The sequence below is a fragment of the Nocardia gipuzkoensis genome, assembly GCF_021183645.1.
GTDB classification, from domain to species: Bacteria; Actinomycetota; Actinomycetes; order Mycobacteriales; family Mycobacteriaceae; genus Nocardia; species Nocardia abscessus.
The window spans coordinates 8,043,735-8,058,153 of record NZ_CP089225.1; the positions used below are offsets into that span (position 1 = coordinate 8,043,735).

Annotated in this window: 14 protein-coding genes and 2 pseudogenes; 7 read left to right on the top strand and 9 right to left on the bottom strand. The window is 69.2% G+C overall.

The features are described from left to right. Window positions 1-53: 53 nt before the first annotated feature. A complete protein-coding gene (locus LTT66_RS36650) occupies window positions 54-248 on the bottom strand; it encodes a hypothetical protein (protein WP_233063025.1) in 195 nt (64 codons plus the stop codon). Between the two features lie 372 nt (window positions 249-620). Between LTT66_RS36650 and LTT66_RS36655 the strand changes: the two genes are divergently transcribed. Next, entirely contained in the window at window positions 621-1,043 is a 423-nt protein-coding gene (locus tag LTT66_RS36655; protein WP_233063026.1) for a DoxX family protein, read from the top strand. A gap of 24 nt (window positions 1,044-1,067) precedes the next feature. Here the strand turns inward: LTT66_RS36655 and LTT66_RS36660 are convergent, their stop codons facing one another. The 3 genes and pseudogenes from LTT66_RS36660 to LTT66_RS36670 form a co-directional block, all read right to left on the bottom strand. Continuing rightward, window positions 1,068-1,808 (bottom strand): oxygenase MpaB family protein, encoded by a 741-nt coding sequence (locus tag LTT66_RS36660; protein WP_233063027.1) that lies wholly within the window; start codon window positions 1,806-1,808, stop codon window positions 1,068-1,070. Beyond that, window positions 1,805-4,294 carry an aminotransferase class III-fold pyridoxal phosphate-dependent enzyme gene (locus tag LTT66_RS36665; protein ID WP_233063028.1) on the bottom strand — a complete coding sequence of 830 codons (2,490 nt, stop codon included), beginning with the start codon at window positions 4,292-4,294 and terminating at the stop codon, window positions 1,805-1,807. The genes LTT66_RS36660 and LTT66_RS36665 overlap by 4 nt, the downstream gene beginning before the upstream one ends. Before the next feature lie 328 nt (window positions 4,295-4,622). Next, a pseudogene (locus LTT66_RS36670) lies at window positions 4,623-4,751 on the bottom strand (GntR family transcriptional regulator); the annotation flags it as partial. Between the two features lie 61 nt (window positions 4,752-4,812). Here LTT66_RS36670 and LTT66_RS36675 point away from each other — a divergent pair. The 4 genes from LTT66_RS36675 (at window position 4,813) to LTT66_RS36690 (ending at window position 8,329) form a co-directional block, all read left to right on the top strand. Beyond that, on the top strand, window positions 4,813-5,940 hold the full coding sequence (locus tag LTT66_RS36675; protein ID WP_233063029.1) for a TIGR03364 family FAD-dependent oxidoreductase: 1,128 nt from the start codon (window positions 4,813-4,815) through the stop codon (window positions 5,938-5,940). A 442-nt stretch (window positions 5,941-6,382) separates the two neighbouring features. Beyond that, window positions 6,383-6,580: a hypothetical protein gene (locus tag LTT66_RS36680; RefSeq protein WP_233063030.1), complete on the top strand. Its 198-nt coding sequence runs from the start codon at window positions 6,383-6,385 to the stop codon at window positions 6,578-6,580. 221 nt (window positions 6,581-6,801) lie between these two features. Continuing rightward, window positions 6,802-7,773 carry a DUF5996 family protein gene (locus LTT66_RS36685; protein ID WP_233063031.1) on the top strand — a complete coding sequence of 324 codons (972 nt, stop codon included), beginning with the start codon at window positions 6,802-6,804 and terminating at the stop codon, window positions 7,771-7,773. A 319-nt stretch (window positions 7,774-8,092) separates the two neighbouring features. Beyond that, window positions 8,093-8,329, top strand: a complete 237-nt coding sequence (locus LTT66_RS36690) for a hypothetical protein (protein ID WP_195067893.1) — start codon at window positions 8,093-8,095, stop codon at window positions 8,327-8,329. 75 nt (window positions 8,330-8,404) lie between these two features. Here LTT66_RS36690 and LTT66_RS36695 read toward each other — a convergent pair whose 3' ends face one another. The 3 genes from LTT66_RS36695 to LTT66_RS36705 form a co-directional block, all read right to left on the bottom strand. Further along, complete coding sequence (locus tag LTT66_RS36695; protein WP_233063032.1) at window positions 8,405-8,956, bottom strand: dihydrofolate reductase family protein; 552 nt, start codon at window positions 8,954-8,956, stop codon at window positions 8,405-8,407. Window positions 8,957-9,087: 131 nt separating this feature from the next. Beyond that, on the bottom strand, window positions 9,088-9,675 hold the full coding sequence (locus LTT66_RS36700; RefSeq protein ID WP_233063033.1) for an NADPH-dependent FMN reductase: 588 nt from the start codon (window positions 9,673-9,675) through the stop codon (window positions 9,088-9,090). Beyond that, window positions 9,672-9,812, bottom strand: a complete 141-nt coding sequence (locus LTT66_RS36705) for a hypothetical protein (protein WP_233063034.1) — start codon at window positions 9,810-9,812, stop codon at window positions 9,672-9,674. Before LTT66_RS36705 ends, LTT66_RS36700 begins: the two co-directional genes overlap by 4 nt. 105 nt (window positions 9,813-9,917) lie before the next feature. On the opposite strand from LTT66_RS36705, the gene LTT66_RS36710 reads away from it, so the two are divergent. Next, on the top strand, window positions 9,918-13,196 hold the full coding sequence (locus LTT66_RS36710) for a BTAD domain-containing putative transcriptional regulator (RefSeq protein WP_233063035.1): 3,279 nt from the start codon (window positions 9,918-9,920) through the stop codon (window positions 13,194-13,196). An 80-nt stretch (window positions 13,197-13,276) separates the two neighbouring features. Here the strand turns inward: LTT66_RS36710 and LTT66_RS36715 are convergent, their stop codons facing one another. Then, the gene (locus tag LTT66_RS36715; protein ID WP_181721668.1) at window positions 13,277-13,558 is read right to left on the bottom strand and encodes a hypothetical protein; all 282 of its coding nucleotides are present in this window, start codon (window positions 13,556-13,558) and stop codon (window positions 13,277-13,279) included. A 352-nt stretch (window positions 13,559-13,910) separates the two neighbouring features. On the opposite strand from LTT66_RS36715, the gene LTT66_RS36720 reads away from it, so the two are divergent. Next, on the top strand, window positions 13,911-14,066 hold the full coding sequence (locus tag LTT66_RS36720; RefSeq protein ID WP_233063036.1) for a hypothetical protein: 156 nt from the start codon (window positions 13,911-13,913) through the stop codon (window positions 14,064-14,066). Window positions 14,067-14,134: 68 nt separating this feature from the next. Here the strand turns inward: LTT66_RS36720 and LTT66_RS36725 are convergent. Continuing rightward, window positions 14,135-14,383: pseudogene (locus tag LTT66_RS36725) on the bottom strand (ABC transporter substrate-binding protein); the annotation flags it as partial. Window positions 14,384-14,419: the final 36 nt, after the last annotated feature.

Below are 14,419 nucleotides of genomic sequence, written 5' to 3' on the forward strand. Positions count from 1 at the left end.
TCACATTAAGACTGATGACATCTGCCGTCAATCCGTTGGCGCTGCTCACATCCTCAATCCCACAGGTCGCCGCAAGGCAGCGCGGGCAACCCGACGTCGACGTTGTCATCGATCGTGACGATGAGCTCCGGATGACTGCCCGCCAAGACCTCGGCCACACTCGCGGCCTGTTCGGCACACGCCCGGTAGTCCAAGACGAGTGCACCGGATTCGATATGGATATGTCGAACGTTGTGCGGGATCACCATCTCGACTCACTGCGCTGTGCATACAAAGGACGGGAACGTCGTCCGCCACGACATCCCTCGCCGACTGCGCCCGAATTGCGCGGGCCGACGAACGACCCGACACCCGCCCCTGTCGTTCAGACCGGCAGCGGCACTGCCGACCAGCAGCCGGGGGGCTACGTCTTATGTTAATGACTATTCACACTATCAGACGGCTGCGCCGATGGAGTGAGTTGCAGCCTCCGCGGGATATGATCCCGGTACTTCATCGCACCCACCCGCGACGACCAGCGACAGCTCAGCAGCCGCGTTTGCGTATTCTTCCGAATAAGTTACCCTACATTCGATAGCGAATGCGCACGCCTATCGCTTACTCTGCGGGAAGGCAACGAAGTGACCACATCGCTGGAGCGCGTCGACGCAGGCGGACGCAGTGCGGCATCAACGGCGCGGCGGCTGGCCGCGCTGCTGTTCGGCGTGGGGATTTTGCACTTCCTCGCACCACGACCGTTCGACTCGGTGATCCCCGCACAGCTGCCCGGCCGGCCTCGGCTGTACACGCACGGCTCCGGCGTGGCCGAACTCGTCGTGGCCGCCGCGCTGGTGACACCGAGAACGCGGCGATGGGGCGGGCGCTCGGCCGCTTGGTTGTTCCTGGCGGTATTCCCGGCCAACATCCAGATGGCGGTCGACTGGCTGCGCGACGACCGGATTCCGGCCCCCCTGAAAGCAGTCGCCCTACTGCGGCTTCCGCTGCAGATCCCGCTGATCCTCGCCGCACGGAAGGTGCATCGGGCCGACGACGGTCAGCGCTGACGGCGTCCGTCGCGTGGGGTCTCGTCAGGCCCGCGCCGCGGGCACCAAGCGGGCCCGCGACGTCATTGCGCGCATGCCGGTCTTCACGACATTCGCGTAAGCGGCCGTCGCCGCCCGGTCCGCGGGCTGCAAAGGGATCCGCAGAAGCTCCCGAGTTCGCTCGTGCAGCAACGTCCGCACCGCGAAGTCGGGTAGCGCCCGGGGGACCCAGGCGTCGGGTCGCAACAGCTCCGGCGCTAGTTTGCCGCTGTCGGGGGTGACGGCGAGGTCGGTGGCGCACACCGCCTTCAGGTAATCGTTGAAGTCCGCCCATGTCCGCGGCATATGCCGCGCCGAGATTCCGTACCGCCGATACCACTCACAGCATTCGGCGTACAGCGTCTTCTTCTCGTCGAGACTCAAGGGGCGATCGAAGGTTTCGATGGCCGCGTACAGGGTGTCGACGTAGGTCGCGTGCTGGAAGAAGAACAGCTCGGGCGTCAGGCCGCTGTAGCGTTTGCCCCGGCTGTCGACGCCGTGCACGAGCCCGTGCCCGTACAGGATCGCCGGATGCGGATCGCACAGCGTGTACGCGAGGTAGATCATCCGCGACACCGTCCGCTTCTTGTGCGCCCACAAGCTGCTGGGCGCATGCGCGACGATGGCCGCCGCGACGGACGGGTGCAGGATCTGCAACCCGACCGCGCGGGGCAAGGTCAAGGCGAAACGCCGGTCGCCGAGATAGCGGCCGAGCAGGGAATCGCGTTCCACCGGAGCGCTCTTCATTCGCGCAGCCTCGCCCGGGCAACGACCGGGGCCAGCCACCGCGGGGTCCACCAGTTGGCGATCCCCGCTATCCGCATGGCGGCGGGAACGAGGATGGTGCGGACCAGGACGGCATCGAGGACCACGGCCAGTGCCAGGCCGACGCCCAGGGCGCGCATGATCGAGACTTCGCTGGTGGCGATGCCGACGAAGACCACGGCCATGAGCAGGGCGGCGGCGGTGACGACGCGACCGGAGCGGGCCGAGCCCACGGCTACGGCGGTGTCGACGTCGCCGCGGGCACGCGGGGAGCGTTCCCATTCCTCGGTGAAGCGCGACAGCAGGAACACCTCGTAGTCCATGGACAAGCCGAAGGCGACGCAGAACAGCAGCACGGGGACGGTGGCGACGGTGTAGCCGGTAGCCGTCGTGCCCAGACCCGCGAGATGACCCTCCTGGAAGACCCACACCAGCGCCCCGAACGTGGCGGACAGCGAAAGGGTGTTCAGGACAAGCGCTTTCATCGGCAACAGGATGCCGCCGGTGAGCAGGAACAGCAGGATGACCGTGGTCACCACGATCCACAGCAACGCGATCACGAAGCCGCGGGAGATACCGGCCGAGGTGTCGGCCGTCCGCTGCGCCAGTCCGCCGACGAGGACGTCGGCGGGCGCCTCCACGGCGCGCAGCGCGTCGAGTTGGGCACGGCCCACGTCGGAATACGGGTTCAGTGCCGTCGCGATGGTCAGGTGCGCGGAGCCGTCGGACCCGAAGGCTCCGGTGGCCGGGCCTGCCGACGATCCCGCCGCGTAGACCCCCGCGGTGGCGGTGACGGCGGTGACGTCGGGAACCCGCGACAAGCGCGCGGCGTAGTCGGCGAGCAGCTCGGCCGGCGCGCCGGTGACGACGATGTGCACGGTGCCGGTGATGTTCTGGTCGAACGCGTCTCGGATACGGTCGCCGACCGCCCGGGACTGAGCATCGGTGGACAGCACCCGGTCGTCGGGCAGACCGACCCGCAGATCGAGGACTGGGGAGCCGGCCAGCAGCAGCACCGCCAGGACCGGCAGCGCGGCCAGCAGCGGACGCCGCTGCACCGCGCGCGCGAGGTGGTAGAGCCGAGTGGTCTCGGCGGGGGCGGCCTCGCGTTGCGGTTTGCGGTTCATGCGCGGTCCGAACAGGGCCAGCAGGGCGGGCACACAGGTGATCGCCAGCACGATGGACAGCACAACGACCGCGACACCCGCGTAGCCGATCGACCGCAGGAAGGCCATCGGGAACACCCACAGTCCGATCAACGCGGTACCGACGATGACACCGGAGAACACGACCGCGCGGCCGCCGTGCCGCATGGCCGAGGAGAGGGCCTGCTCGTGCGGCAGGCCACGACTGATCTCCTCCCGGTAGCGGCCGATCAGCAACAGCGAGTAGTCGATCGCCAGCGCCAGACCGAGCGCGGTGGTGATGTTCAGCGCGAAGACCGACAACTCGGTCAGGAACGTGAGCAGGTACAGCACGCCGGTCGTGCCGACGATCGCGAGCACGCCGACCACCACCGGCACGGCGGCGGCGATGACGCTGCGCAAGAACAACACCAGCAGCAGGAAGGTCAACGGCACCGCGATCCCCTCGGCGAGCACGAGGTCGCGGGAGGCGGCGGCGTTGATCTCCTCGAACGCCATCGCCTGACCGCCCGCGCGCACGGAGACGCCGTCGCGGTCGCCGGTGTGGCGTTCGGACAGATCCCTGCCGACGAGCAGCACGTCGGGGGTGATCTGCTCGACCTCGCCGCGCCACCAGGTGCCGGTCCGGCCGAGTCCGGTCATGATCTCGTCGAGGACCAGCATCGCACCCCCGTCGCGGCACAGCCGCTGCGCCTGCGCCAGGTATCCGGCGGGTGGCACGATCACCCCGCCTTCGCCCTGGATCGGTTCGAGCACCACGCAGGCGTCCGAACCGTCGGAGCCCAGCGCTGCGTCCAGTGCGGCCGCGTCGCCGTAGGGCACCCGGGACGCTCCGTGCAGCAGGGCGCGGAACGGTCCCTGGTAGGTGTCGTTGGCGGTCAGCGACAGCGACCCGAGGGTCTTGCCGTGGTAGCCGCCCGCCGCCCCGATCAGCCGGGTCCGTCCCTGGATCGCGGCCATCTTCAGCGCCGCCTCGGTGGCCTCGGTGCCCGCGCCCGCGAAGTACACCTTGGTCAGTCCGGCCGGGGCGACCTCGGCCAATGCCGCCGCCGCGCCCGCCGCCGCGGATTCGAGCAGGCCGCGGGTACCGACCGGATGACGGCCCAGCTGCTCGGTCACCGCGTCGACTACCCGCGGGTGGCGGGCTCCCAGCAGGAAGACGCCGTAACCACCGCAGTTCAGGAATTCGCGTCCGTCGGTGGTCCACAGGCGCGCTCCCTCGGAGCGATGCTCCACCAACCCACCGAGCAGGCTGCCCAGCTGCGCCCGCGCTCTGCCGAGGTACCGCCGGGTTTGCTCGAGAACCACGAATTCCGTTGTCATACAACACTTTCCGGGTCATAATGTGGGCACCCTCCAGCGCCCCCTGAGGACATGAGAGACCTTAAGTTTCAGTCTCTCAAAGCGTCAACTCGAGTGCGGTCGCCCAGGACATGAACGGCCGACCATAAAGCCCTGGAGCTGCCCGGTTCTCGCCAGTTGTGGCATGGCCCATAACCGCAGGTCACAGCAAAGTTCCCTCGCGCGCAACGGGACCGCGACCGAGGTACGTCGATCGCTCGACAGCCCGGCAGTGATTGGCCCAGACGGGCTTCGAAGGCTATCCGGCCGCCGCGGTACAGCGAGCGGACGCGTTCGATGGGCTCGCCGTGCGCGTGGGCACCCGTCCCGGGCTCAGCGCCGCTCCGGTATACGAGCGCGACGACAGCGGCTGGACCATCTGCGGCCGGGACACCACCGTGCCCCGGCCTTGTCGCCGGATCCGCCCGTCCACCAGGAGGTTAACCTTCCGTTTGCACGAGAACCATTGATCGGTCCGGACCATTGTTCATCCTTGAACCATGCGATTGGTGATCATCGGCGGCGGCATCCTCGGCACCGCCCACGCCTTGGCCGCGATCCGCCGCGGACACGAAGTCGTGCAGCTGGAACGGGAACCGGAAGCCCGCGGGGCGACCGTGCGCAATTTCGGCCTGATCCGGGTGTCCGGGCGGTCGGCCGCGGAACTCGACCTCGCCCTGCGTTCGCGGTTGCTGTGGGAGGAGATCGGCGGGAAGGTGCCCGGCGTCGGATTCCGGCCGGCGGGCTCGCTCACCCTGGTGCGCACCCCGGAGGAACTCGCGGTGGCCGAGGCCGCGGCGGCGAGTCCCGAGGCCGCGGCGCGCGGGTTCGAACTGCTCGACCCCGAGCGCGTTCGCGCCGTCAATCCCGCGCTGCGCGGCAAATTCCTTGCCGGACTGCATTGTTCGACCGACGCCGTGGTCGAGTCACGGCAGGCGCCGCCCGCACTGCGCGCCTACCTCACCGCGAGCGACCGCTACACCTTCCATTCCGGCACCGAGGCCAGGGCGGTCACCGACACCGGTTCCGGCGCGCAGGTGCGCGACGACCGGAACCGCGTCTTCGACGCCGATCTCGTGCTCGTCTGCCCCGGCGCGGCGCACACCGGCCTGGCCAGGGAACTGGCCGGAACGCTCCCGGTGCGGCGGGTCCGGCTGCAGATGATGCAGACCGCCCCGCTCGGTGAACCGCTCACCACGGCCGTCGCCGATGGCGACAGTTTCCGCTACTATCCCGGCTTCGCGGGGCCCGAGGTGGACCTGCTGAACCGGGAACAGTCGCAGGCAGCGACGGCCGCCGTGCACAAGATGCAACTGCTGTGCGTGCAGCGCCTGCACGGCGGTGTGACCATCGGCGACACCCACGAGTACACCGAGCCGTTCGCATTCGACGTCGACGAGGCCCCGTACGAACATCTCACCGCCGTCGCCGAGGAGTTGCTGGGCCGCGAACTGCCGCCGATCACACGGCGCTGGGCGGGCGTGTACAGCCAGAGCGTCGACCGCGATGTCCCGGTCACCCGCACCCGGGCCGACCGCCACGTCTGGGTGATCACCGGCCCCGGCGGCCGCGGCATGACCTTCGGCCCCGTCCTCGGTGAGGAAACCGCCGACCTGCTCGGACTCTGAGGATCGACCACGCCGGACGACGATCGACCTCGCCGTCCTCGACATGGCCGGGACCACGGTCGCCGACGGCAGGCTCGTGCTGTGCGCTTTCGAAATCGCGCGTGCCCAGCGAGTTTCGAGTGGGTCCGACTCCAATGCATCGGGCGGCGGGCGGAATCCGCCGGACAGGCCGAAGGACGCCGCCCCATCCGCAGCGCGATTTCCCCGCACCGATCCTCCGATCAGATCCTCGATCTCGGGCATCGACATCCGGGCTTCCTGCCGCCGTCCGGTCGCGACATTATGCGTTACCAGACGTATCCCAAACTCCGAGAGCCGCTGCGCTGGCACACCACAGAATCCGCGTGTCGATTCGCGCTGGTAGCCCCGCGTGTAAAGAATGCTCGCAAGCACGAAAGTAATTGTCCGCCAGAGAATAAAGTGCAATATGGAGCGGACGGGAATGACTGGAGAAGTAGCCGTGGTACTGCTGTGGGTGGCAATTGTTGCCATCATCCTGGTTCTGCTCGGCGGTGCGGCCGCGGCCATGGTGTGGGATCCGAATTCCCGCCGTACGGCCGCCCGGGCGGCCGACGAGGGGGCCGCACTGCCGCTGGCGAGCACGGGGTCTGCGCAGGAGAGTTGGCCACGCCGACACTGAGGCCTCACACGCCGGGCGTGGGACCATCCGCGCGCCGGTCCATCGACCTCCTCGGGATTCCCGCCGGTGAATTTGCCAGCAGATTGCTATTTACCGTGCATTAGGGCTTCCGAGCATCTGTTCACCGGGTAGTTTGAGCGTGCAGGAACGCTGCGCTGCGACTCGCCGGGCGCCTGCGCGGCGTCGCACCGAGAATTCCCGGCAAGAACGGAGGTGCAGCAATGACAGGCCCCGATGCCGCCCCCGAACCGTGGCCCGCCTTGCGCGTCGATAGCTGGACTCCTACGCGCGAGACGCTGCACATGTGGACACAGATCGTCGGCAAGATCAGACTCTCCCGCGCTCCGCTGGTCAACCACTGGTGGCAGGTGACGTTCTACGTCAGCCCGAGGGGACTGACCACCTCCGCCATTCCGCACGAGACGGGGTGCTTCGATATCGAGTTCGACTTCCTCGACCACCGGCTGCACATCCGCTCCAGCGATGGCCGCACTCGTCAGGTCGCGCTCGAACCCAAGCCGGTGGCGGCTTTCTACGGCGAAACCGTCGACGCGCTCGGCGAACTCGGCATTCCGGTGCACATCCAGGGCAGACCCAATGAGGTCGAGCCCTCCGTACCGTTCGCCGAGGACTACGAGCACCGCTCCTATGACGCCGCGGCCGCCACCTTGTTCTGGCGGCAACTGATCGCCGCCGATCGCGTGATGCACCGGTTCCGATCGGGTTTCCTCGGCAAAGTGAGCCCGGTGCACTTCTTCTGGGGCGCGATGGATCTGGCGTGCACCAGATTCTCCGGGCGGGCCGCTCCGCGGCACCCGGGCGGCGCCCCCAACTGTGGCGACTGGGTCATGGTCGAGGGCTACTCGCACGAACTGAGCAGCTGCGGTTTCTGGCCGGGCGGCGGCGCGGAAGGCGCCTTCTATGCCTACGCGTATCCGGAGCCGGACGGCTTCCCCGAGTACCACGTCGGTCCGCGAGAAGCCTTCTACAGCACGGAATTGCGGCAGTTCCTCCTGCCGTACGAGGCAGTTCGCACCGCCGGAGCGCCCGAATCGGCACTACTCGAGTTCCTCGAGACGACGTACGCGGCCGCCGCGACACTCGGCCACTGGGACCGCTCGGCCTTGGAAGCGGACCCGGGCCGCTGGAACCACAAGCGCCGAGTCCGCGACTTGGGCGTGGCGCAGCCGTGATCGGCTCCGACGGCGAGTAGTGCGCCAGGTGGCGGCCGCGCGCCACGGTCGCGACGCGCCGACCACGGGCTCTCGCCCGCCCACAAGCGTTGCGACAGCACCTCGTGACCTGGCGAACGGCACGTTGAACAGGGTGCGAATCTCCCGCACCGTCCGACGCAACCCGAGCCTTCGGCCACGTGATCAGGCCCTCTATCGACCATCGCCCCCAACACTGGGAACAAACAAGTGCGTTGGGTCACCGATCAATGTATCGTTATATGACGGCACGTTAATCGACGGGATGAATCTCATGGAGAACACAAGGAAGCGCGTAACGGTGCGTCGAGTGGTGGCTTCGGCGCTGATCGGTGGGGCGGTCGTGACGGCAGCGTCCGTCGCCGCGCCGGAATCGTTCGTGACCACGACAGCGGACCGGTACTCGCACAACCCGGCCGACAAGCGTGGTTCCGGCGTGGGAGAGCGCAGTCGCAGCAGCAATCACGGCGGATACCGTGGACGCAACGAGCGCCCCTGCCAGTACACCCCCGAGGGTTACTGCACCGGAGGGCGCTGACGGCTTCGCTGCCCGCGCGGCGGCACCACCGGATCGCGAAGGGCGGCCCGAAACGGGCCGCCCTTCCGCGCGTCATCAGGCCTTGGCCGGGCCGTAGTCGAGGTGGACGACGCCGTTGGCATAGACCTCGTGCTCTTTGAGCGCCAGCTTGGTCGCGTCGACGCCGTCGCTCCACAGGCGCTTGCCCTTGCCGAGCGCGATCGGGTAGACGAACAGGTGCAGGTCGTCGACCAGGCCGTCGGCCAGCAGCGCCCGCACCAGCGTGCCGCTGCCGCTGATGTAGATGGTGCCGTCGATCTCGTCCTTGAGCTTGCGGATCACGTCCGGGTCGTAGGGGCCGACGCGGGTGCTGTTGGCCCATTCCACCTGTGGCTCCCGTGCGCCGACGACGTACTTCGTCGTTTCGTTGAAGAACGGCGCGCCCGGGTCGTCCGCCACGGTGCGGGTCGACCATGCCGGGGCGAACATCTCGAACGTGATGCGGCCGAGCAGGATCGCCTTCGACGCCGCCGTGATCGCCCCGAGGGTCTCCCCCATTTTCGGGTCGAATCCGTACTCGAAGGTCCAGGACGGATCCTCGTACACTCCGTCGAGGGCGATGAACTCGTGAACTGCGATGGTGCCCATGGTGTTTCCTCTCGTCGAGTCCGGCGGTTGCCGGCCGGTGTCGCTGCCGAGAACGACTCTGCTGGTACCGCCTTACGGTTTGTTTACGGTTGCTCCGTCCCTTCGGGACGGACACCGTCCGAGCATGCTTTCTACCGCACGAACGGGGTCTTCGCCCGTGCCTCGCGCAGGGCGCCCGCCCACCACAGCAACTGGTCGAGTACACCGTCCACAGCCTCGTCCAGTTCCGGGTCGCGGCGCGGCCAGCTGCCGTCGCTCGCGTAGCGCTGCCACGCCTTGGTGATGGTGAGGGTGCGACGGATGGGCACCGCGTTCAGCTCGCCGAAGACCGGGCGCAACTGGGCGGCGGCGTGGCCGCCGTCGGCGTCGCCGCCGTATCCCACCACCGTGACGGGCTTGGCGGCCCATTCCGCGTCGAACCAGTCGACGGCGTTCTTCACCGCCGCCGGGAAGCTGCGGTTGTACTCCGGAGTGACCACGACGAACGCGTCCGCGGCCGCCAGCCGTTCGCCGAGGTCGCGGACCGCGGGGGGCACCGGCTCGTCGTGGTCGGTCAAACGGTCGGGCAACGCGGCCGTCGCGAGATCGATCCGGTCCAGGTCCACCTCGCGGCGGCGGCCCATCCGCCCGGCGAACCAGTCCGCCACCGTGGGACCGAAACGGCCGGTGCGCGTGCTGCCCACGATCAACGCCACCCGTACCGGATTCGGGCCGGTCATCGCACGTCCCGCACCGGTGCGTCGCCCAGGACACCGCCGGCGCGGACGCCGGGAGCGGCCGAGGTCTTCTCCTCCGGCCCTGTCCTGGGACAGGTGAGCAGGACCGTCGCGGCCATACTGGCGGTGGTGGGTTTCATGTCTCGACTCTTTCCGGGAGTTCGGGTTCGGCGTTCGCACTGTGCGCCCTCCACCTTCCGATTTGTTTGCGGTCGCCTGTCGTACCGCTCGCCTAGGCTGCTGCCATGCGTTTCGGGGTGCTGGGTCCGTTGACGGTCTGGACGGACGCGGGTGCCGTGGTGCCGATTCCGGGCGCCAAGGTCCGAGCGCTGCTCGCCGACCTGCTGGTCACGCCCGGCCAGCCGGTGTCCGGCGACCGGCTGGTCGACGACATCTGGGCCGACGACCCGCCCGGCAATCCGGCGGGCACGCTGGCCGCGAAAGCCTCGCAACTGCGCAGGGCGCTCGAAGACGCCGAACCCGGCGGGCGCGACCTGGTGATCTCCCCGCCGCCGGGATATCGGCTGGCCACCTCCGACATCGACGCGCAGGAGTTTCGCGCACTGATGGCGTCCGCGCGCGCCGCGACCGAGCCGGCCGAGCGGGTCCGGGCTCTCACGGCGGCGGTCGCTGTGTGGCGTGGCCCCGCGTTCGCCGATTTCCGCGATGCCCCCTTCGCGCAACCCGCCATCGCACAGCTCGAGGAGCAGCGTCTGGTGGCGGTGGAGGAGCTGGCCGAGGCTCGGTTGTCACTGGGCGAATACCGGGAGGTCGCGGGAGAACTCGCCGCGTTCGTGGCGGCCCATCCGCTGCGCGAGCGGCTGCGCGCGGCCCACCTGCGCGCGCTGTACGGCGCGGGAAGGCAGGCCGAGGCGCTGGACGGCTTCGAGGATCTGCGCAGGCGCCTCGATGACGAACTCGGCATCGACCCGGGCCCGCAGCTGGCCGCGGTGCACCGCGCGATCCTCGAGCAGGATCTGCCGCTGGCGGCGCCGCCACCGGAAACCGTGGTCACCCGGCGGCGCACCTCGAACGTCCCGGTGCAGCGCACCGAGCTGATCGGTCGCGATGCCGACCTCGCGCAGTTGTGCGACGCCGTCGCCACCGCCCGGCTGGTCACGCTGACCGGACCGGGTGGGGTGGGCAAGACACGTTTGTCGCTCGCCGCCGCGGCGGCGCTGACCGAGCGGTTCGCCCACGGTAGCTGGCTGGTGGAGCTGGGCGCGCTGCAACCGACTTCGGCCGACGGCACGTCCTTCCTCGCCGATGCCGTGGCCGGTGCGCTCGGCATCAGCGCCGCCGACTGCGCCGACATCACCGGGCTGCTGAGCGACGCATTGTCCGACCGGGAACTGCTATTGGTGCTGGACAACTGCGAGCACGTGGTGGATCGAGCCGCCGAGCTGGCCGAATCGCTGCTCGGCGCGGCACCGGGGCTGCACATCCTGGCCACCAGCCGCGAACCGCTCCGGCTGCCCGGTGAGGACATCGTCGCGCTGGAACCGCTCGAGGTGCCCGCCCGGGACGCGGGGCTCGACGAGATCGCCCGCACGGGCGCGGTGCGCCTGTTCGTGACGCGAGCACGGGCGGGCGCCCGCGATTTCGTGCTCGACGCCGACACCGCGGCGCCGGTCGCCACCCTGTGCCGCAGGCTCGACGGCATCCCGCTCGCGCTGGAACTGGCCGCCACCCGTGTGCGCGCGCTGGGCGTGCACGAGATCGTCGCCCGGCTCGACAACCGGTTCAAGCTGCTGGCCACCGGGCACCGCGGAGTGCCGCCGCGGCAGCAGACGCTGGCGGCGATGATCGACTGGAGCTGGGGCCTGCTCGACGCGACCGAGCAGGCGGTGTTGCGCAGGCTCGCGATGCATACGGGCGGATGCACCCTCGCGGCCGCGGAGGTGGTGTGCTCCGGCGAAGGCGCGGCGACGGTGGACGAATCGGTCGTCGCCGACGTCATCGCAAGGCTGGTCGACCGCTCGCTGGTGCACACGGCCGGGCGACGCTACCGCTTGCTGGAATCGGTGGCCGCGTTCGGTCTCGACCGGCTGGCCGACGCGGGCGAGTTCGACGCGACGCATTCGGCCCACCACCGGTATCACCTGCGGCTGGCCGAGCGCGCCGAACCCGAGCTGTACGGCGCCGACCAACGGCGCTGGTTGCGGTGGCTCGACGAGGACACGGCCAATCTGCGCGCGGCGCTGGACGGTTTCGTCCGCGCGGGTGCGGCCGACCGAGCGCTGCGGTTGGTGAACGCGCTCGCCTGGTACTGGCAGTTGCGCGGCCGGCTGAGCGAGGCCCGCCGCTGGCTGGACGCGGCGCTGGCGCTCGGCGGTTCGCCGCCGCACCGCGCCCGCGCCCTGGCGTGGAGCGTCGGATTCGCGTTCCAGCAGGGCGAGTTCGGTGCCGGGGCGGCCGAGCGGGCCGCGGTGTTCGCGCTGTACGACACGGTCGACGATCCGGCGGGGCGGGCCCGCGCGGAGCTCTTCCTCGGATCGTCCGCGCTGGAGTCCGGTGATGTCACCGAGTCGGAGTCCTTGCTACGCAAGACACTTCCGGTCTTCGAAGAACTCGGCGACCGCTGGGGTGTCGCCGCGGGACACGTGGCGCTGGCCAAGGCCGCGCACAATCGCGTCGACCTGGCAGCGCTGGAGCGGCACGCGCGCACGGCCGCACGGCTGTTCGCCGAACTCGACGACCGCTGGGGCAGGCTCCAGGCCGCGGAAAGGCTGGGCGGGCTGGCCGAACTCACCGGTGATCTGGTCGCCGCCGCCGACATACACGCCGAGGCACTCGGCCTGGCGCAGGAGCTCGAGCTATGGGGGCAGGCGTGCACCCATCTGTCCTGGATGGGCTGGATCGCCATGCAGAACACCGACTTCGATCGGGCCCGCGCGCTCGGTGAACAGGCGCAGCGGATCGCGGCCGAGCACGGATACGAACCGGGCCGGTTGTTCGCCGCGGTTGTGCTCGCGTTCACCGCGCGGCGCGACGGCCGGTCCGAGATCGCCGAGCGGATCCTGCGCGAACTGCTCGCACTCCCCCTCGCCGAGGGTGCGGAGACTCCGCTGTTCCTGCCGATGCTCCAAGTCGAGCTGGGCTACATCCATGAACGACGCGACGATTTCGCCGCCGCGTTCGCCCTGTACCTGAACGCGTTCGACGGCGCCCAGCGCATCGGCGCGCCACGCGACACCGCCTTCGCCCTGGCCGCACTCGCCTCGGCGCTGGCCGGAATGGGCGAGCCGGACACCGCCGCCCGCCTGCTGGGCGCCGCGGCCGCCGTGCGCGAGATCAACGGCATCGCGCTGCTCCCCGCCGAACGTCCCGATATCGACCGTCCGGCGAACCTAGCCAGGACAGCGCTCGGCGACCGCTTTTTCACCGAAAGCCACACCGCGGGAACTCGATTGACGCCACTCGAGGCCCGCGACCTGGCCGCCTGCGCCGTGCTCGAAGTGCCCGGCCTCCCACCGGCGGGCAGTCACACCGCCCCGGAGACCACGCCAGCCGCACGGCGGTGAAGTCGTGACCGCCTATGGAATCCGAGAACCGGCCCGACGGACAACCGTCGGGCCGGTGCGGCACGAGTGCGGGCCGCGCGTCAGCCGATGATCGCGTTCATGATGGTGCCCGCGCTCGTCGCCACCGCGCCGCCCGCCATCGCACTGGCGACCATCTTCGGCGACTGCAGTGTGCCGCCGTTCCATTTCTCCCACGCGAACCTGCCACCGCCGTAGGTGATCGCCGTGATCCCGGACAGCTGGACCAGCCAGGTGAAGTAGCGGCCCATCTGCATCAGTTTGTCCGCGAGCGGCGGCTCTTCCGCGGTCGGATTTTCGAACTGCTGCGCGATCACGGTGTCGTGCAGCGCGGCGAGAATCATGCTCACGTTCGGGCTCCTTTTCGCATGCCGAGATGACGGTGGAGACAGATTCGAGAGAAAGAACTGCGCTACCGAGGACTTCGGCGCGCCACGGGCACTGCGACGCGCACGGCCGCCGATCCGGCGGTCCCGTGGCGTATTGCCGGAAAACGCGTGACAAGATCAATTAGACCGCACGGCGCGGGTGTATTCCCGGCGACACACCGGGGCGCGCATGATTCAACTCACAGCGCGCAACCGTGCCAGGTGAGACCGCGACCTCTACGATTTCACTTAGTGCAGGGACTGACATGACGTCGGTGCAGTGCGGCGCCGAACCTTCCGCTGAGATCACCGTGACCGGGAGGGCACAATGCACACCGCTTTCTTGATTCCACTGCTCATCACCCTATTGATCGTCACAGCGACGGCCGTCGTGGCCGGTTACGCCACCGTTGTCGCAGCGTATTGGTTCGAGCTGCGCTCCACCGAAAAACACGGCGGCCGGGCGGACATTTCGCCGCGCTGACCTTTCGCGGTATACGCGCGACGGGCCGGGGCGTCGCTGCGACACCCCGGCCCGTCGTTGTTTTCCGATCAGACCGCTACGCCCGATCCAGCGGTCACCGTCTCGCCGATCCACGGCAGGACCGCGTCCCGGACGCGGACCGTTCTCGGCAACAAGCCGTTAGCGGCCAGCAGGTCCGCCGCGTGCTGTTGTTCGTCCAGGAAATCCTCGGAAACGGGTTCGACTCCGAAGGGCCTGCCGCGCAGGGCGGCTTCCCACGCGTCCAGGCTCGCGGTGCCGCCGCGGGCGACCACGTCGGCGGCGCGGGTCGCGGCGGCGACGAAAGCGGTGACGGACTCCGGCAACCGGGTCTC

Coding starts and splice junctions, on each gene's coding strand:
- LTT66_RS36700 (WP_233063033.1), bottom strand. CDS start 9,675: ATGACCGGCCCGAATCCGGTACGGGTGGCGTTGATCGTGGGCAGCACG.
- LTT66_RS36680 (WP_233063030.1), top strand. CDS start 6,383: ATGACTGGAGAAGTAGCCGTGGTACTGCTGTGGGTGGCAATTGTTGCC.
- LTT66_RS36685 (WP_233063031.1), top strand. CDS start 6,802: ATGACAGGCCCCGATGCCGCCCCCGAACCGTGGCCCGCCTTGCGCGTC.
- LTT66_RS36650 (WP_233063025.1), bottom strand. CDS start 248: ATGGTGATCCCGCACAACGTTCGACATATCCATATCGAATCCGGTGCA.
- LTT66_RS36720 (WP_233063036.1), top strand. CDS start 13,911: ATGCACACCGCTTTCTTGATTCCACTGCTCATCACCCTATTGATCGTC.
- LTT66_RS36710 (WP_233063035.1), top strand. CDS start 9,918: ATGCGTTTCGGGGTGCTGGGTCCGTTGACGGTCTGGACGGACGCGGGT.
- LTT66_RS36665 (WP_233063028.1), bottom strand. CDS start 4,294: ATGACAACGGAATTCGTGGTTCTCGAGCAAACCCGGCGGTACCTCGGC.
- LTT66_RS36695 (WP_233063032.1), bottom strand. CDS start 8,956: ATGGGCACCATCGCAGTTCACGAGTTCATCGCCCTCGACGGAGTGTAC.
- LTT66_RS36705 (WP_233063034.1), bottom strand. CDS start 9,812: ATGAAACCCACCACCGCCAGTATGGCCGCGACGGTCCTGCTCACCTGT.
- LTT66_RS36675 (WP_233063029.1), top strand. CDS start 4,813: ATGCGATTGGTGATCATCGGCGGCGGCATCCTCGGCACCGCCCACGCC.
- LTT66_RS36715 (WP_181721668.1), bottom strand. CDS start 13,558: ATGATTCTCGCCGCGCTGCACGACACCGTGATCGCGCAGCAGTTCGAA.
- LTT66_RS36660 (WP_233063027.1), bottom strand. CDS start 1,808: ATGAAGAGCGCTCCGGTGGAACGCGATTCCCTGCTCGGCCGCTATCTC.